The organism is Pseudomonas sp. BNK-7, assembly GCF_048072025.1.
Classification (GTDB): Bacteria; Pseudomonadota; Gammaproteobacteria; order Pseudomonadales; family Pseudomonadaceae; genus Aquipseudomonas; species Aquipseudomonas danubii.
On the sequence record NZ_CP182252.1, the window covers coordinates 323,517 to 340,074 of the forward strand.

16 protein-coding genes and 1 pseudogene are annotated in these 16,558 nt (G+C 55.0%); 3 read left to right on the plus strand and 14 right to left on the minus strand.

Annotated features, from left to right (window positions below):
• Positions 1-62: 62 nt before the first annotated feature.
• Entirely contained in the window at positions 63-1,088 is a 1,026-nt protein-coding gene (locus tag ACMGF8_RS01490) for a methyltransferase domain-containing protein (protein ID WP_416758465.1), read from the plus strand.
• Here the strand turns inward: ACMGF8_RS01490 and ACMGF8_RS01495 are convergent.
• Complete coding sequence (locus tag ACMGF8_RS01495; RefSeq protein WP_416758467.1) at positions 1,085-2,257, minus strand: radical SAM protein; 1,173 nt, start codon at positions 2,255-2,257, stop codon at positions 1,085-1,087. The genes ACMGF8_RS01490 and ACMGF8_RS01495 overlap by 4 nt on opposite strands.
• A gap of 523 nt (positions 2,258-2,780) precedes the next feature.
• Between ACMGF8_RS01495 and ACMGF8_RS01500 the strand changes: the two genes are divergently transcribed.
• Positions 2,781-3,931, plus strand: a protein-coding gene (locus ACMGF8_RS01500; RefSeq protein WP_416758469.1) for an IS3 family transposase whose coding sequence is annotated in 2 segments (ribosomal slippage) — positions 2,781-3,024 and positions 3,024-3,931 — 1,152 coding nt in all. Because the reading frame shifts where the segments join, the coding sequence is not laid out codon by codon here.
• An 18-nt stretch (positions 3,932-3,949) separates the two neighbouring features.
• Here ACMGF8_RS01500 and ACMGF8_RS01505 read toward each other — a convergent pair.
• The 3 genes and pseudogenes from ACMGF8_RS01505 to ACMGF8_RS01515 form a co-directional block, all read right to left on the minus strand.
• Positions 3,950-4,231, minus strand: a pseudogene (locus tag ACMGF8_RS01505) (site-specific integrase); the annotation flags it as partial.
• Between the two features lie 132 nt (positions 4,232-4,363).
• On the minus strand, positions 4,364-4,873 hold the full coding sequence (locus ACMGF8_RS01510) for a single-stranded DNA-binding protein (protein WP_011063767.1): 510 nt from the start codon (positions 4,871-4,873) through the stop codon (positions 4,364-4,366).
• A 9-nt stretch (positions 4,874-4,882) separates the two neighbouring features.
• Positions 4,883-6,277: an MFS transporter gene (locus ACMGF8_RS01515; protein WP_102865263.1), complete on the minus strand. Its 1,395-nt coding sequence runs from the start codon at positions 6,275-6,277 to the stop codon at positions 4,883-4,885.
• A gap of 177 nt (positions 6,278-6,454) precedes the next feature.
• Between ACMGF8_RS01515 and uvrA the strand changes: the two genes are divergently transcribed.
• Entirely contained in the window at positions 6,455-9,289 is a 2,835-nt protein-coding gene (uvrA, locus tag ACMGF8_RS01520; RefSeq protein ID WP_102882401.1) for an excinuclease ABC subunit UvrA, read from the plus strand.
• Positions 9,290-9,406: 117 nt separating this feature from the next.
• On the opposite strand, the gene bfr is transcribed toward uvrA, so the two are convergent.
• The 10 genes from bfr to rplO all read right to left on the minus strand — a co-directional run bounded on the left by bfr (position 9,407) and on the right by rplO (position 16,555).
• A complete protein-coding gene (gene bfr, locus ACMGF8_RS01525) occupies positions 9,407-9,871 on the minus strand; it encodes a bacterioferritin (protein WP_025129396.1) in 465 nt (154 codons plus the stop codon).
• Between the two features lie 155 nt (positions 9,872-10,026).
• Positions 10,027-11,475, minus strand: a complete 1,449-nt coding sequence (locus ACMGF8_RS01530) for a catalase (protein WP_416758472.1) — start codon at positions 11,473-11,475, stop codon at positions 10,027-10,029.
• A 176-nt stretch (positions 11,476-11,651) separates the two neighbouring features.
• On the minus strand, positions 11,652-12,038 hold the full coding sequence (rplQ, locus tag ACMGF8_RS01535; protein ID WP_007924175.1) for a 50S ribosomal protein L17: 387 nt from the start codon (positions 12,036-12,038) through the stop codon (positions 11,652-11,654).
• Positions 12,039-12,080: 42 nt separating this feature from the next.
• Positions 12,081-13,082, minus strand: coding sequence for a DNA-directed RNA polymerase subunit alpha (locus ACMGF8_RS01540; RefSeq protein ID WP_007970428.1), 1,002 nt, complete (start codon positions 13,080-13,082; stop codon positions 12,081-12,083).
• Positions 13,083-13,104: 22 nt separating this feature from the next.
• Entirely contained in the window at positions 13,105-13,725 is a 621-nt protein-coding gene (gene rpsD, locus ACMGF8_RS01545) for a 30S ribosomal protein S4 (RefSeq protein ID WP_011063772.1), read from the minus strand.
• 18 nt (positions 13,726-13,743) lie between these two features.
• A complete protein-coding gene (rpsK, locus tag ACMGF8_RS01550) occupies positions 13,744-14,133 on the minus strand; it encodes a 30S ribosomal protein S11 (protein ID WP_007924177.1) in 390 nt (129 codons plus the stop codon).
• Between the two features lie 30 nt (positions 14,134-14,163).
• Positions 14,164-14,520, minus strand: a complete 357-nt coding sequence (gene rpsM, locus ACMGF8_RS01555) for a 30S ribosomal protein S13 (RefSeq protein WP_003186020.1) — start codon at positions 14,518-14,520, stop codon at positions 14,164-14,166.
• A gap of 130 nt (positions 14,521-14,650) precedes the next feature.
• Positions 14,651-14,767: a 50S ribosomal protein L36 gene (gene rpmJ / locus ACMGF8_RS01560; RefSeq protein ID WP_002555468.1), complete on the minus strand. Its 117-nt coding sequence runs from the start codon at positions 14,765-14,767 to the stop codon at positions 14,651-14,653.
• A gap of 24 nt (positions 14,768-14,791) precedes the next feature.
• On the minus strand, positions 14,792-16,120 hold the full coding sequence (gene secY / locus ACMGF8_RS01565; RefSeq protein WP_007924182.1) for a preprotein translocase subunit SecY: 1,329 nt from the start codon (positions 16,118-16,120) through the stop codon (positions 14,792-14,794).
• Positions 16,121-16,555, minus strand: a complete 435-nt coding sequence (rplO, locus tag ACMGF8_RS01570) for a 50S ribosomal protein L15 (RefSeq protein ID WP_007924183.1) — start codon at positions 16,553-16,555, stop codon at positions 16,121-16,123. It abuts the gene before it with no gap.
• Positions 16,556-16,558 lie beyond the last annotated feature (3 nt).

Genomic DNA, 16,558 nt, shown 5'->3' on the forward strand with positions numbered 1-16,558 from the left:
GACGTTGTAACACTCATAAAGCTTGGCGATGCGAGGGCGGTTGCATCGCAACCGAGCACCCCATGAGTGAGGTGGAGGGAAAACTCGACATCTTTGCTGCGCTTGAAGGCTACTATCTGATATCTATACTTGATTGCTTTTATAAAACGGGTGCAATGGCAGCCTTAACTAAGGATCGTTCCATCGAGGACATTGCTTCGGAGCAAGGTTTCGACGCAAAAACATTTGAAAAACTTACAAACTATGTTCGACAAAGGATGTATGGCGTTTTCCCCATCAAGGGAGCAACTAGTGCTGGGTCTGACACATCCATCTCTACTATCGACCCATTATTTCTTGGTCATTTACTCGACCAATATATCGGTGCATTCGGACCTTGTTTGGAAAGCCTACATCAAATTTTAGCCAGTCCCTCCATTGGCGCTCAGAAAGTCAATTGGCAACGCCACGCGCAGGCATTCTCTAAGGCAGATCGTGGAATTACCAACTCATTCATGTTGAACCTGCTTTCGCAGCTTAATGTTACGAAGCTGATTGATTTGGGTTGTGGATCCGGCGGACTCCTACTCGACTTTGCGACTCAGAATACTTCTATACAAGCGTGGGGCATCGACACTAACATAGCCGCCATTCAGATGGCACAGACAGTATCACAAGCATCAAATCTTGATGACCGCGTAAAATTCTACCATGGCAACGCACTCGACATCTCTAAGCACTTAGAACCCAACACTCTAGAAGAGATACAAATAATAACCGCATCCAACTTGGCAAATACTTTTTTTGGCAACGAGTCTTTCGAAAGCATTCATTCATGGTTATATAATCTAAAGAGCACCTTCCCAAACCGCCTCCTTCTTTTAAGTGATTATTATGGGCGCTTGGGAACCGTCGAGGACCGAGAAAGCCTACGCTTTCGCCGGACACTATTTCACGACGTAGCCCAGGTACTAACGGGCCAAGGAGTTCCTCCAAAAAACATAGAAACGTGGCGTAAAATACTGAAAGATGCCGATTGCACACTGGTGAAAGCCTTTGAGAGCGAACATGAAGAAGTAGCACACTTCTCCTATATCATACAACTCTAGCCCTTATGAATAAGCTCACCACACTGCTGTGAAAAAACTTCAGTAATAGACATCGAACGTACATCAGCTAGCACCTGCAAGCCAGACGGCAGTATCGAAATCGCTCGTTCACGCAATGTAACAATCAAAGTAGTAAGGTCACGACAGTAGACCGAGGGATTATCAAAGCCTGTGCCCAGTGCAAAACGATGAGACAGATATCCTCCACCACATATCTTATTAATTGGACAGCGCCTACATTGAGAACAAAAATTGTTATGACTCGAATGATAGAGGCTCACAGAGTGATTACGAAACGCTTCATCTAAACTATGGGAAAGAACATTTATACCAGTGCACGATGAACCAGGCACCGCTGCACGCAATACATCCACAGGACCAATTTCCCCGTTGGTTTCAAATACTAACAACTCGTTTTCCTGCCCTCCTAGGGCATCAGATCGAAAAGGAACTCCTAAGACCGCCCCTATGATTTGCTCGAATAAGCGAGCACTAAATGGTGCATCCTCTGCCCACCAACGCTCAAAAACAGCCAATAGCCAGTCAGCGTATGGCGTATTTGTTGCTCCAAGTCCAATCGGAGGTTGGACGTGATTGCCTTCTGGAAGTAGAAAGTCAATACGGCTTGGTTGCAAAGCCTTAAAATGGTCGTAGGCATCACTCGGATTCGAGGCAGGATCTATGACCGTCAACAATCCAGGCGTCAGGCCACATTTTTGCGCACATCTAAAGCCCGCTATCACTGATTCGTAAGACCCTTTTCCTTGATGCGTGACGCGCTTACGGTCATGTATGGAAGCAGGCCCATCGATGCTGATACCGACAGCGACCCCTGCCTTTTTTAGACTTTGGCACCATACATCATCTAGTAAGACCCCATTTGTTTGTACGACGAACCGAACTTTTATACCGCCCATTCCCATTCGCTCACGGGCATGAGCAATAAAACCCTCAAATTTTTTAAGTCCTGCCAATAATGGCTCCCCCCCGTGCAATGCAAATGTAAATTGTGATATTCCGTGAGCATTGCAGTGTTCTACACATTTCGCTACAAGGGCATTAACTACAGCATCACTCATCACCTTAGGTTGGTCTCGATAAGTTTCATCACCCATATTATACATATAGCAATATGAGCAATTTAGATTGCATCTGCTGGCGATTTTCACGACAGCAAGCCTACATTTCGGCGCGAGTGCCCCCCCCATCTTCTACCACCTCCAAAGACAAAAAAGCTTGCGAACTTTAAACCCCAAAGTACTACTTTTTAGAATAGACGATAGAATGAACATAGACGACTAAATTTCCCCATAATAAATCAACCCCGCGGTGTGCTGGGTTTAGCATCCGAATCATCCTTTCTTATCGCCTGCTGGAACGAAGAGCTAGCGTCACTGGGCACCAATCTCCATACCCCATCTACCGGGACATGACGACAGGAGAGATAGTCCACTCAGCTTATGGCAATTCCTGAGCATCAATACTCAAGCAATTATGCTTTACCACGTTCTAAGTTTGGCATAACGGGGCCAGGTGGAGTTACTGACAACCTGCTGGCTACCAGTAGCTATATATTTCACTTTTAATCTGTCAAATATCCAATTTCTATCATACTCATCAGACCAATTACTGAATCGCCCCGGGTTTCGTAGACACCTCTTTGCCTTAAACTGAGGTCAATTAGGAGGTGCCATGAGCAACCCGCGTTACCCCGAAGAATTCAAAATCCAAGCAGTCAATAAAGTCACCGAAAAGAAGCTGCCTGTCGCTGAGGTAGCGGCCCGTCTTGGCGTATCGACGCATAGCCTCTATGTCTGGATAAAGCGCTACAGCAAACCCCAAGAAGAACGGCAGCAGGATGATGATCAGCACGCTGAACTGCGTCGTCTGCGAGCGGAACTCAAGCGCGTCACTGAAGAGCGAGACATATTAAAAAAGGCCGCCGCGTACTTTGCCAAGGAGTGCGGCTGAAGTACGCCTTTATCAAGCGGCGCTCGGGCGACTATTCGATTCGACGGCTTTGCCTGACGCTGAAAGTCCATCCCAGCGGTTATTACGCTTGGCTGTCTGAGCCACAATCTTTACGCGCCAAAGACGACCAGCGACTGCTGGGTTTAATCAAGCATTCCTGGCTGGAGAGCGGCGGTGTTTATGGATATCGCAAAATCCATGACGATCTGCGCGAGGTCGGTGAGGATTGTGGTCGGCATCGTGTGGCGAGGCTGATGCGTCTTGAAGGTCTGCGCTCTCAGACAGGGTATCGACGCCGCCCTGGAAAGCACGGCGGTAAGCCAGCGGTCGCCTCACCCAATTTGCTGAAGCGCCAGTTCGATGTCGTGGAACCCAACAAGGTTTGGGTCACCGACATCACCTACATTCGTACGTATGAAGGCTGGTTGTATTTGGCGGTGGTGCTGGATCTGTTTTCTCGTCAGGTCGTTGGCTGGTCAATGAAGTCGCAGATGACCAGTGATCTGGCGATTGATGCGTTGTTGATGGCGGTTTGGAGGCGTAAACCGAAGCAAGAGGTGATGGTTCATTCCGACCAAGGTAGCCAGTACAGCAGCTCCGATTGGCGCAGCTTTTTGAAGGCAAACAATTTGATTGCCAGCATGAGCCGCCGAGGCAACTGTCATGACAGTGCAGTGGCCGAGAGCTTTTTCCAGCTTCTGAAACGAGAACGGATCAAGCGGAAAATCTACACCTCGCGGCAAGATGCTCGTAGTGATGTGTTTGATTACATCGAGATGTTCTACAACGCAAAACGCCGCCATGGTTTCAACAATCAGCTGTCACCGGTAGAGTTTGAAAAGCGTTACGCAATGAGCTTGCAAGGTGTCTAGAGAATCCGGGGCGATTCAGTGCCGAACAAGCTCATCCAGCTCACTCAAACGAAAAACACTTCTCTCTCGAATCCGCTGCTCAATATCAATCTGACTCGAGTCGAGGAATAGCTGCAATACCATGATTGACCTCAAGACCTGGTCAATCGTATTGCTCGCTCTGTTGGTAGCCCGAATCTCACTGAGCACGTAAACAGACGGCTCGAACAAGGGGGCACCGGTGGCAAGTGCAATCAGCACTGGCAGGCGCTCCCCAGAGCTCAAGACAATCTTCTTTACCGCATACGGGTTCAGAGCCATTTGTTTACACCTTCGCGAGGTAAACGCTTAAAAAATGTAGCTCTAACTCCGCAAAAATCTGTAAACAATAAAAAAGCGAAGCCAGATCAATGGCTTCGCTTCAGATTTTGTCACTTCTTAAATAGCTGTTTTTCAGAACGGAATATCGTCATCGAAGCTGTCGAAATCCGGTGCCGGCTGCGGAGCGGCCTGCTGTGGCGCCGGACGCGACTCACGCTGTGGCTGCGGAGCAGGACGGGACTGCTGAGGACGCGGTGCCGAGTTGGACATGCCGCCCTGGCCTTGCTGGTCGCCCTGTGGACGGCCACCCAGCAGCTGCATGGTGCCTTGCATGTCGACAATGATCTCGGTGGTGTAGCGCTTGATGCCGTCTTTTTCCCACTCGCGAGTCTGCAGTTTGCCCTCGATGTAGACCTGGGAACCCTTGCGCAGGTACTCACCGGCAATCTCAGCGACCTTGCCGAACATCGAAACACGGTGCCACTCGGTGCGCTCGACCTTCTGACCGGTCTGCTTGTCGGTCCACTGTTCGCTGGTGGCCAGACTCAGGTTGGTCACGGCGTTACCGTTAGGCAGATAGCGAACTTCGGGATCCTGGCCGCAAGTACCGACCAATATGACTTTGTTAACCCCACGGGCCATAACGTTCTCCTAGGCTTCGCGCGGCGACGGCGCTGAGTTGACCAACTGCTCGAGCGTCGCGCGATCCAATAATTCGGTGTCCAATTTGATGTAAATGGCAGCCTCTTCGGCCACCACCACGGCATCTGTTACTCCAGCGACGGCTTTCAGGCGCTCAACCAGACCAGCTTCGCGGATCGCTTCAGGCGATAACGGCAAGCGCAGGCTCGTCACATATGGAGGCTCGCGCATGGTAACAGCAAAGCCCAACCAGAGTGCAGCCAGACCTGCGCATCCAAGGAACACAACCGACAAACCGCCATGCTGGAACAACCAGCCGCCGAGGATGCCGCCCAGTGCCGAACCGAGGAACTGGCTAGTGGAATACACCCCCATCGCCGTGCCCTTGCCGCCTGCCGGCGAGACCTTGCTGATCAGCGACGGCAACGACGCCTCCAGCAGGTTGAATGCGGTGAAGAACACCACGGTGCCGATCACCAGCGCCCGCAAACTGTCGCCGAACTCCCAGAAGAATAGCTCGGTGAGCAGCAGCGTACTGACCGCGCCGAGCAGAACTCGTTTCATCTTGCGTTTTTTCTCGCCATAGATGATGAACGGGATCATGGCGAAGAAGGAAATCAGCAACGCGGTGAGGTAGACCCACCAGTGCTGTTCCTTGGGCAAACCGGCCTTTTCCACCAGTGCCAGGGGCAAGGCGACGAAGCTCGACATCAGCATGGCGTGCAACACGAAGATACCAAGATCCAGGCGCAGCAGATCGGGATGCTTGAGGGTCGGGATCAGCGCTTGGCGCGCCACGCCGGACTCGCGGTGCTGCAACGGGCCGGTGGAGCGCGGGACCATGAAAGCAACGATCAGGATGCCCACCAGGGCCATGGCACCCGTGGCCAGGAACAGCCCCGACAGACCAAAGCTGCGGGTCAGCAGCGGACCGACCACCATGGCCACGGCAAAGGACAGGCCGATGGTCATGCCGATCATGGCCATGGCCTTGGTCCGGTGCTGCTCGCGGGTCAGGTCCGAAAGCAGCGCCATCACTGCGGCGGAAATCGCCCCGGCACCTTGCAGGATTCGTCCGGCGATCACGCCCCAGATCGAATCGGCATTGGCCGCCAGCACGCTGCCCAGGGCGAACACGATCAACCCCAGGTAAATCACTGGGCGACGACCGATACGGTCGGAAATGATGCCGAAGGGAATCTGGAAAACCGCCTGGGTCAGACCATAGGCGCCAATCGCCAAGCCGATCAGAGCCGGGGTCGCTCCTGCGAGATCCATTCCATAGGTCGCCAGGACCGGCAGTACCATAAACATGCCAAGCATACGGAAGGCGAACACCAGGGCCAGACCGCTCGCTGCGCGGGTCTCGCTGCCACTCATGCGTTCGCTGTGGGGATCGTGCATGGATAAACCTCATGTGAACCGGCGGCGATTCTACCAGTCCGATCGATTGAGGGGGTATATGGCGACGCTTTGCCGCGCAGCCCCAACAGCGAGCAAAAAAGCACCGCATGATAGTGTGCATCCATCCAGTGTTTGGTTTTATACTCCTGCCTTTACGCCCGCCGATCGAGGCCACTTTTGGACAAGATTCTGATTCGTGGGGCCCGCACCCACAACCTGAAGAACATCGACCTGACCCTGCCGCGGGACAAGTTGATCGTCATCACCGGGCTGTCTGGGTCCGGCAAGTCGTCCCTGGCTTTCGACACGCTTTATGCCGAAGGCCAGCGCCGCTATGTCGAATCGCTGTCGGCTTACGCCCGACAGTTCCTGTCGATGATGGAAAAGCCCGATGTCGACACCATCGAAGGGCTGTCGCCGGCGATATCCATAGAACAGAAATCCACCTCTCACAACCCGCGCTCCACCGTCGGCACCATTACCGAAATCTACGATTACCTGCGCCTGCTCTATGCTCGCGTGGGCACCCCGCGCTGCCCGGACCACGACATTCCGCTGGAAGCCCAGACCGTCAGCCAGATGGTCGACCTGGTGCTGGCGCAGCCCGAAGGCAGCAAGCTGATGCTGCTGGCCCCGGTCATTCGTGAGCGCAAGGGCGAACACCTCTCGGTCTTTGAAGAGCTGCGGGCCCAGGGCTTCGTGCGGGCCCGGGTCAACGGCAAGCTGTTTGAACTGGACGAGTTGCCGAAGCTGGATAAACAGAAGAAGCATTCCATCGATGTGGTGGTCGACCGCTTCAAGGTGCGTGGCGATCTGCAGCAGCGTCTAGCAGAGTCCTTTGAAACCGCGCTGAAACTGGCGGACGGGATTGCCCTGGTAGCGCCGATGGACGACGAGCCGGGGGAAGAGATGATCTTCTCCGCCCGTTTCGCCTGCCCGATTTGCGGTCATGCCATCAGCGAACTGGAACCCAAGCTGTTCTCCTTCAACAACCCCGCTGGCGCTTGTCCTACCTGCGACGGTCTGGGGGTCAAGCAGTTCTTCGACATCAAGCGCCTGGTCAATGGCGAACTGACCTTGGCCGAAGGGGCGATTCGCGGCTGGGACCGACGCAACGTCTATTACTTCCAGATGCTCGGTTCACTGGCCTCTCATTACGGCTTCAGCCTGGAAGTGCCGTTCAACCAACTGCCGGCGGATCAGCAGAAGGTCATCCTGCACGGCAGCGGCACCCAGAACGTCGACTTCAAGTACCTCAACGACCGGGGCGACATCGTCAAGCGCTCCCACCCCTTCGAAGGCATAGTGCCAAACCTGGAGCGGCGCTACCGGGAGACCGAATCGGCCACCGTCCGTGAAGAGCTGGCCAAGTTTCTCAGCACCCAGCCCTGTCCGGATTGCCGTGGCACGCGCCTGCGTCGCGAGGCTCGCCATGTCTGGGTCGGCGAGAAGACCCTGCCGGCGGTCACCAGCCTGCCCATCGGCGATGCCACGAACTACTTCGGTACGCTGAAACTCACCGGACGCCGTGGTGAGATTGCCGACAAGATCCTCAAGGAGATCCGCGAGCGCCTGCAGTTCTTGGTGAACGTCGGGCTCGACTACCTCACCCTGGATCGCAGCGCCGATACCCTGTCCGGCGGCGAAGCTCAGCGTATTCGCCTGGCCAGCCAGATCGGTGCCGGCCTGGTGGGGGTCATGTACATCCTCGACGAACCATCCATTGGCCTGCACCAGCGGGACAATGATCGGCTGCTGGGGACCCTGAAACACCTGCGGGATATTGGCAACACCGTAATCGTGGTTGAACACGACGAAGACGCTATCCGCCTGGCCGACTATGTGGTGGATATCGGCCCGGGCGCCGGTGTGCACGGTGGCCGTATCGTCGCCGAAGGCACGGCTGCTGAAGTCATGGCGCACCCGGACTCGTTGACCGGCAAGTACTTGTCGGGCCGGGTGAAGATCGTGGTGCCGGCCAAACGTACGCCGCGCAACAAGAAGCTGTCCCTGACACTCAAGGGCGCTCGCGGCAACAACCTGCGCAATGTCGACCTGGAAATTCCCATCGGCCTGCTGACCTGCGTGACCGGGGTTTCCGGCTCGGGCAAGTCGACGCTGATCAACAACACCCTGTTTCCATTGAGCGCCACAGCATTGAACGGTGCCACGACCCTAGAGGCAGCGCCTCACGACAGCATCAATGGTCTGCAGCACCTGGATAAGGTCGTGGATATCGATCAGAGCCCGATCGGCCGTACTCCGCGCTCCAACCCAGCCACTTACACCGGGCTGTTCACGCCGATCCGCGAGTTGTTCGCTGGGGTTCCTGAGTCCCGTTCCCGAGGCTACGGGCCTGGACGTTTCTCCTTCAACGTCAAGGGTGGACGCTGCGAAGCCTGCCAGGGCGATGGCTTGATCAAGGTCGAGATGCACTTCCTGCCGGACATCTACGTGCCCTGCGATGTGTGCAAGAGCAAGCGCTACAACCGCGAGACGCTGGAGATCAAGTACAAGGGCAAGAGCATCCACGAGGTGCTGGAAATGACCATCGAGGAGGCCCGCGAATTCTTCGCTCCCGTCCCGGCCCTGGCGCGTAAGCTGCAGACCCTGATGGATGTGGGCCTGTCCTACATCAAGCTCGGTCAGTCGGCTACCACGCTGTCTGGCGGCGAGGCTCAACGGGTCAAGCTGTCACGCGAGCTGTCCAAGCGTGACACTGGCAAGACCCTGTATATCCTCGATGAACCGACCACTGGGTTGCACTTCGCGGATATCCAGCAATTGCTGGACGTCCTGCACCGCCTGCGTGATCACGGCAACACAGTGGTAGTGATCGAGCACAACCTGGATGTGATCAAAACGGCCGACTGGCTGGTGGATCTGGGGCCGGAAGGCGGCTCCAAAGGCGGCCAGATCATCGCCGTCGGCACCCCGGAACAGGTAGCGGAAATGCCGCAGTCCCACACCGGGCACTACCTCAAGCCGCTGCTAACCCGCGATCGAGCCTGAGCCCCATGAAAAAGCCCCTGTCATCTCACGGTGACAGGGGCTTTTTTACATCTCAGGCTTGACGCATCTACCGTAGGAGCGAGCTTGCTCACGAACCGGTATCCACGCCTTATGCAGTCAGAACTGCGACTGCAGGTAGTTCTCCAGCCCGATGGATTTGATCAGGCCTAACTGCTTCTCCAGCCAGTAGGTGTGATCTTCCTCGGTATCTGCCAACTGGATACGCAGAATGTCGCGGCTGACGTAGTCCTTGTGCAGTTCACACAGCTCGATGCCTTTGCACAGCGCAGCGCGAACCTTGTATTCAAGGCGCAAGTCGCTGGCCAGCATGTCCGGCACCGTGGTCCCGGTGTCGAGATCGTCAGGACGCATGCGCGGCGTGCCTTCGAGCATCAGAATGCGGCGCATCAGGGCATCGGCGTGTTGCGCCTCTTCTTCCATTTCGTGGTTGATACGCTCGTAGAGCTTGGTAAAGCCCCAGTCTTCGTACATCCGCGAGTGGATGAAATATTGGTCGCGTGCTGCCAGTTCGCCCGTCAGCAACGTGTTGAGGTAATCGATTACGTCCGGGTGACCTTGCATCGCCCTACATCTCCCTGCTTGAAAGTCGATAGTGTGAACCAAGCTGACTTGCAGGTCACTTAGAAATAACCGAAAAAGTGAAGATTATCTGAGAAAAGCAGTATAAATAACGCAAAAACCGCCCAAATGAGGGCGGTTCTGCTTCTTATTTAGACTTACTTGAGCGATACACCCAAAGCCTTGGCAATACCCTCGCCGTAAGCCGGGTCAGCCTTATAGAAATGTTGCAGCTGACGATCAACCACATCAGCAGTCACTCCAGTCATGGCACCGGCAATGTTGTTGATCAACAGAGCCTTCTGCTCATCATTCATCAAGCGGAACAGAGCTCCTGCATGACTGTAATAGTCGGTGTCTTCGCGATGATCGTAGCGGTCTGCGCCACCGCTAAGGGCAAGGGGCGGTTCTGCGTAGCGTGGAGCCTGCTTAGGCGCATCGCTGTAGCTGTTGGGCTCGTAGTTCGGCGCAGCACCGCCATTGCTTCCGAAAGCCATGGAGCCGTCGCGCTGATAGCTGTTCACCGGGCTCAGCGGCGCATTCACTGGCAGTTGCTGGTGATTGGTACCAACGCGATAACGGTGAGCATCGGCGTAAGCAAACACCCGGCCCTGCAGCATGCGATCTGGAGAAAGCCCGACCCCTGGCACCATGTTGCTTGGTCCGAAAGCGGCCTGTTCGACCTCAGCGAAGTAGTTCAGCGGATTGCGGTTCAACTCCAACTCGCCAACCTCGATCAACGGGAACTCCTTCTGCGACCAGGTCTTGGTCACATCGAACGGGTTCTCATAGTGCGCCGCGGCTTGCGCCTCAGTCATGATCTGGATGCACACGCTCCACTTCGGAAAGTCGCCGCGCTCGATCGCGTTGAACAGGTCGCGCTGAGCGTAATCCGGATCGGCACCCGCCAGACGTGCAGCCTCTGCCGGCGCCAGATTCTTGATGCCCTGCTTGGTCTTGTAGTGCCACTTGACCCAGTGCCGCTCGCCCTTGGCGTTGATCAGGCTGTAGGTGTGACTGCCAAAGCCGTGCATATGACGGTAACCGTCTGGAATGCCCCGATCGGAAAACAGAATGGTTACCTGGTGCAGCGCCTCAGGCGAATGCGACCAGAAGTCCCACATCATCTGAGCACTTTTCAGGTTGCTCTGAGGAAGGCGCTTCTGGGTGTGGATGAAATCGGGAAACTTCAGCGGGTCACGAATGAAGAAGACCGGGGTGTTGTTACCCACGATGTCCCAGTTGCCTTCTTCGGTGTAGAACTTAAGGGCAAAGCCGCGGGGATCGCGCTCGGTGTCAGCCGAACCACGCTCGCCGCCTACTGTAGAGAAACGCAGGAAGGTCGGAGTTTTCTTGCCAACCGCTTCAAACAACTTGGCACTGGTGTATTGGGTGATGTCGCGAGAGACCGTGAAAGTGCCGTAGGCACCCGAGCCCTTGGCGTGCACGCGACGCTCAGGGATATTCTCGCGATTGAAATGGGCGAGTTTTTCGATCAGGTGAAAATCGTCGAGAAGCAGCGGGCCACGAGGGCCGGCGGAACGGGAATTCTGGTTATCAGCGACAGGAGCGCCACTAGCGGTAGTAAGAGTTTTGGTCTGGCTCATGCACAATCTTCCTCTGTCAGTCTGTGAAACTGCCGGCTAATCGGCTGACGAAGAGTATTGACCAGCAGTGTTACAAGATCCAATGCATTACACATTAGCTAACGATAGAAATATATAATACATACAGATACAAAAAACCGGGCACTAGGCCCGGTTCCTTGTTTCAGACTGACGTCTTACTCAGCGGATACAGCTTCACCGCCGACAGCACGATCAACCAGTTCAACGTACGCCATAGGAGCGTTGTCGCCAGCGCGGAAACCGCACTTGAGGATGCGCAGGTAGCCACCCTCACGGGTAGCGTAACGCTTGCCCAGGTCGTTGAAGAGCTTACCAACGATAGCTTTCGAACGAGTACGGTCGAAAGCCAGACGGCGGTTAGCCAGGCTGTCTGTCTTGGCCAAAGTGATCAGCGGCTCGGCAACGCGGCGCAGTTCTTTAGCTTTCGGCAGTGTAGTTTTGATCAGCTCGTGCTCGAACAGCGACACCGCCATGTTCTGGAACATGGCCTTGCGGTGCGAGCTGGTGCGGCTCAGGTGACGCCCACTTTTACGATGACGCATGGTTCATTCCTTACCAAACACAACGTTCGGTGATTACGACGATCAGGCAGTCGCCTTGTCGTCCTTCTTAAGACTTGCAGGCGGCCAGTTGTCGAGGCGCATGCCGAGGGACAGACCGCGGGAGGCCAGAACGTCCTTGATTTCGGTCAAGGATTTCTTACCCAGGTTCGGAGTCTTCAACAGTTCTACTTCGGTACGCTGAATCAGGTCGCCGATGTAGTAAATGTTTTCCGCCTTAAGGCAGTTAGCCGAACGTACAGTCAGTTCCAGATCGTCAACCGGGCGAAGCAGGATCGGATCGATCTCGTCTTCCTGCTCGACTACCACTGGCTCACTGTCACCTTTGAGGTCGACGAACGCAGCCAACTGCTGTTGCAGAATGGTTGCAGCACGACGGATAGCCTCTTCAGGATCCAGAGTACCGTTGGTTTCCAGATCAATAACCAGCTTGTCCAGGTTAGTACGCTGCTCGACACGGGCGTTTTCCACCACGTATGCGATACGGCGAACCGGGCTGAACGAAGAATCAAGCTGCAAGCGACCAATGCTGCGGCTTTCGTCTTCATCGCTCTGACGCGAGTCGGCCGGTTCATAACCACGACCACGAGCTACTACGAGCTTCATGTTCAGGGCGCCGTTAGACGCCAGGTTAGCGATTACGTGATCGGGGTTAACGATCTCGACATCATGATCCAGCTGAATATCGGCAGCGGTAACCACCCCCGAACCCTTCTTCGACAAGGTCAGCGTAACTTCGTCACGGCCGTGCAGCTTGATAGCCAGACCTTTAAGGTTCAACAGGATTTCAATTACGTCTTCCTGTACACCTTCGATGGCGCTGTACTCGTGGAGCACACCGTCAATCTCGGCCTCGACTACTGCACAGCCGGGCATTGAGGACAACAGGATGCGGCGCAGCGCGTTGCCCAGGGTGTGGCCAAAACCACGCTCGAGAGGCTCGAGGGTGATCTTGGCGCGGGTTGGACTGACAACCTGCACATCAATGTGGCGGGGTGTCAGGAACTCATTTACCGAAATCTGCATGGATGCACCTATTTTCTAGCCCTTACTTGGAGTAGAGCTCGACAATCAGGCTTTCGTTGATGTCGGCGGACAGATCACTGCGAGCTGGAACGTTCTTGAAAACGCCCGACTTCTTCTCAGTGTCTACTTCTACCCATTCTACGCGGCCACGTTGAGCACACAGATCGAGAGCTTGGACAATGCGAAGTTGATTTTTTGCTTTCTCGCGAACAGCAACCACGTCACCAGCACGAACCTGGTAGGACGGAACGTTAACGGTCTGACCGTTTACGCTGATCGACTTGTGCGATACCAGCTGACGGGACTCGGCACGAGTAGAACCGAAGCCCATGCGGTATACAACGTTGTCCAGACGGCATTCGAGCAGTTGCAACAGGTTTTCGCCGGTTGCGCCCTTCTTGCCAGCTGCTTGTTTGTAGTAGCCGCTGAATTGACGCTCGAGCACGCCGTAGATACGACGAACTTTTTGCTTTTCACGCAGCTGAGTACCGTAGTCGGACTGACGACCACGACGCTGGCCGTGGATGCCAGGAGCTGCTTCGATGTTGCACTTGGATTCGATAGCGCGCACGCCGCTCTTCAGGAAGAGATCGGTGCCTTCGCGACGAGCCAGTTTGCATTTTGGACCAATGTAACGAGCCATTCTTTACAATCTCCTGGATTACACGCGGCGCTTCTTCGGCGGACGGCACCCGTTGTGCGGGATTGGCGTCACGTCGGTGATGCTGGCGATCTTGTAGCCACAGCCGTTCAAAGCGCGGACTGCGGATTCACGACCTGGACCCGGGCCCTTGACGTTAACGTCGAGGTTCTTCAGGCCATATTCCAGCGCAGCTTGACCAGCACGCTCGGCAGCTACTTGAGCAGCGAACGGGGTGGACTTGCGAGAACCGCGGAAACCCGAACCACCGGAGGTTGCCCAGGAAAGAGCGTTACCTTGACGGTCGGTAATGGTCACGATGGTGTTGTTGAAAGACGCGTGGATGTGGGCGATGCCATCAACCACTGTCTTTTTAATCTTTTTACGAGGACGAGCAGCAGGTTTTGCCATGACTAAATTCCTGTCGATTCGCTGGTGCGATTACTTGCGGATCGGCTTACGCGGACCTTTGCGAGTACGCGCGTTGGTCTTGGTACGCTGACCGCGCACTGGAAGACCACGACGATGGCGCAGACCGCGGTAGCAGCCCAGATCCATCAAGCGTTTGATTTTCATGTTGATTTCGCGACGCAGGTCACCTTCAGTGGTGAACTTCGCCACTTCGCCACGCAGCTGTTCAATTTGCTCGTCGCTCAGATCCTTGATCTTCGCAGCTGGGTTGACCCCAGTCACCGCACAGATTTTCTGCGCAGTAGTGCGACCAACACCATAGATGTAGGTCAGCGAGATAACAGTATGCTTGTTATCTGGAATGTTAACGCCTGCAATACGGGCCATTCAGTGGGACTCCAATTGACAGCTACCTACGCCCCGGAAGCCAAGAAATAGGGCGCGAGATAATATCGCTGTAATAACAAATAATCAACCCGGCAGCGCACTAGCTGCCGGGCTTGAAGCACAATCACACTCAGCCTTGGCGCTGTTTGTGACGCGGTTCCGCGCTGCAAATTACTCGAACAACACCTTCGCGGCGAATAATCTTGCAGTTACGGCACAGCTTTTTCACCGATGCACGAACTTTCATCACCAACTCCTCGAACCTTATGGATTAGCGCAGCATGCCGCTGCCGTAACCCTTCAGGTTGGCTTTCTTCATCAGGGATTCGTACTGGTGGGAAACGAGGTGCGATTGTACTTGCGACATAAAGTCCATAACAACCACGACCACGATCAGCAACGAGGTCCCGCCAAGGTAGAACGGAACGTTTGCAGCAACCACCAGGAACTGGGGCAACAGACACACGGCCGTCATATATAGAGCACCGAACATGGTCAAGCGGGTCAGAACGCCATCAATGTAGCGCGCCGACTGCTCACCTGGACGGATGCCCGGAATAAAGGCACCGGACTTCTTCAGGTTTTCCGCTACGTCTTTCGGATTGAACATCAACGCCGTATAGAAGAAGCAGAAGAAAATAATCCCTGCACTAAACAGCAGAATATTCAACGGCTGACCAGGAGCGATCGACTGCGAGATGTCCTGCAACCAGCCCATACCTTCAGACTGACCGAACCAGGCACCCAACGAAGCCGGAAACAGCAAAATGCTGCTCGCGAAGATAGCAGGAATTACACCGGCCATATTCACTTTCAGCGGCAAGTGGCTGGTCTGCGCAGCAAAAACCTTGCGGCCCTGCTGACGCTTGGCGTAGTGAACAGCAATACGACGCTGGCCACGCTCAATGAACACCACAAAACCGATAATCGCTACTGCCAGCAAACCGATCGCAACCAAGGCAAAAATGTTGATATCACCCTGACGCGCAGACTCGAAAGACTGCCCGATCGCTCTCGGAAGACCGGCGACGATACCTGCGAAAATCAACATCGAGATACCGTTGCCAACACCACGCTCAGTAATCTGCTCACCCAGCCACATCATGAACATCGCACCAGCCACAAACGTGGATACCGCGACGAAATGGAAGCCAAAGTCACCAGTGAACGCAACGCCCTGCCCTGCCAGACCAACGGACATGCCGATGGCCTGAACCAGAGCTAGGACGACAGTGCCGTAGCGGGTGTACTGGCTGATCTTGCGACGGCCAGCTTCACCTTCCTTCTTCAACTGCTCCAACTGCGGACTGACGGCTGTCATAAGTTGCATGATGATCGAAGCCGAGATGTACGGCATGATCCCCAGTGCAAAAATGCTCATCCGCTCCAGCGCGCCACCGGAAAACATGTTGAACAAGCTAAGAATGGTCCCCTCATTCTGTCGAAACAGGTCTGCGAGTCGGTCCGGGTTGATACCTGGAACCGGGATGTGTGCGCCTATTCGGTAGACGATAATCGCCAGGAACAGAAAACGCAGACGAGCCCAGAGTTCAGACATACCGCCTTTGCCGAGCGCAGAGAGAGCACCTTGCTTAGCCATTTATTCCTCGAACTTGCCGCCAGCTGCTTCGATAGCCGCACGCGCACCTTTGGTGGCTGCGATACCCTTGATGGTCACAGCGCGAGTAACTTCGCCGGACAGCATGATTTTCACACGCTGAACGTTCTGGTTAATCACGTTGGCATCTTTCAGGGACTGCACGGTAACGATGTCGCCTTCCACTTTGGCCAGTTCGGACAGACGCACTTCTGCGCGGTCCATGGCTTTCAGGGAAACGAAACCGAACTTCGGCAGGCGACGATGCAGCGGCTGTTGACCGCCTTCAAAGCCTGGAGCGATGGTGCCACCGGAGCGGGAAGTCTGACCTTTGTGACCACGGCCACCAGTCTTACCCAAACCACTACCGATACCACGGCCCGGACGATGCTTTTCGCGACGGGAACCCGGCGCTGGACTCAGATCATTGAGTTTCATCGA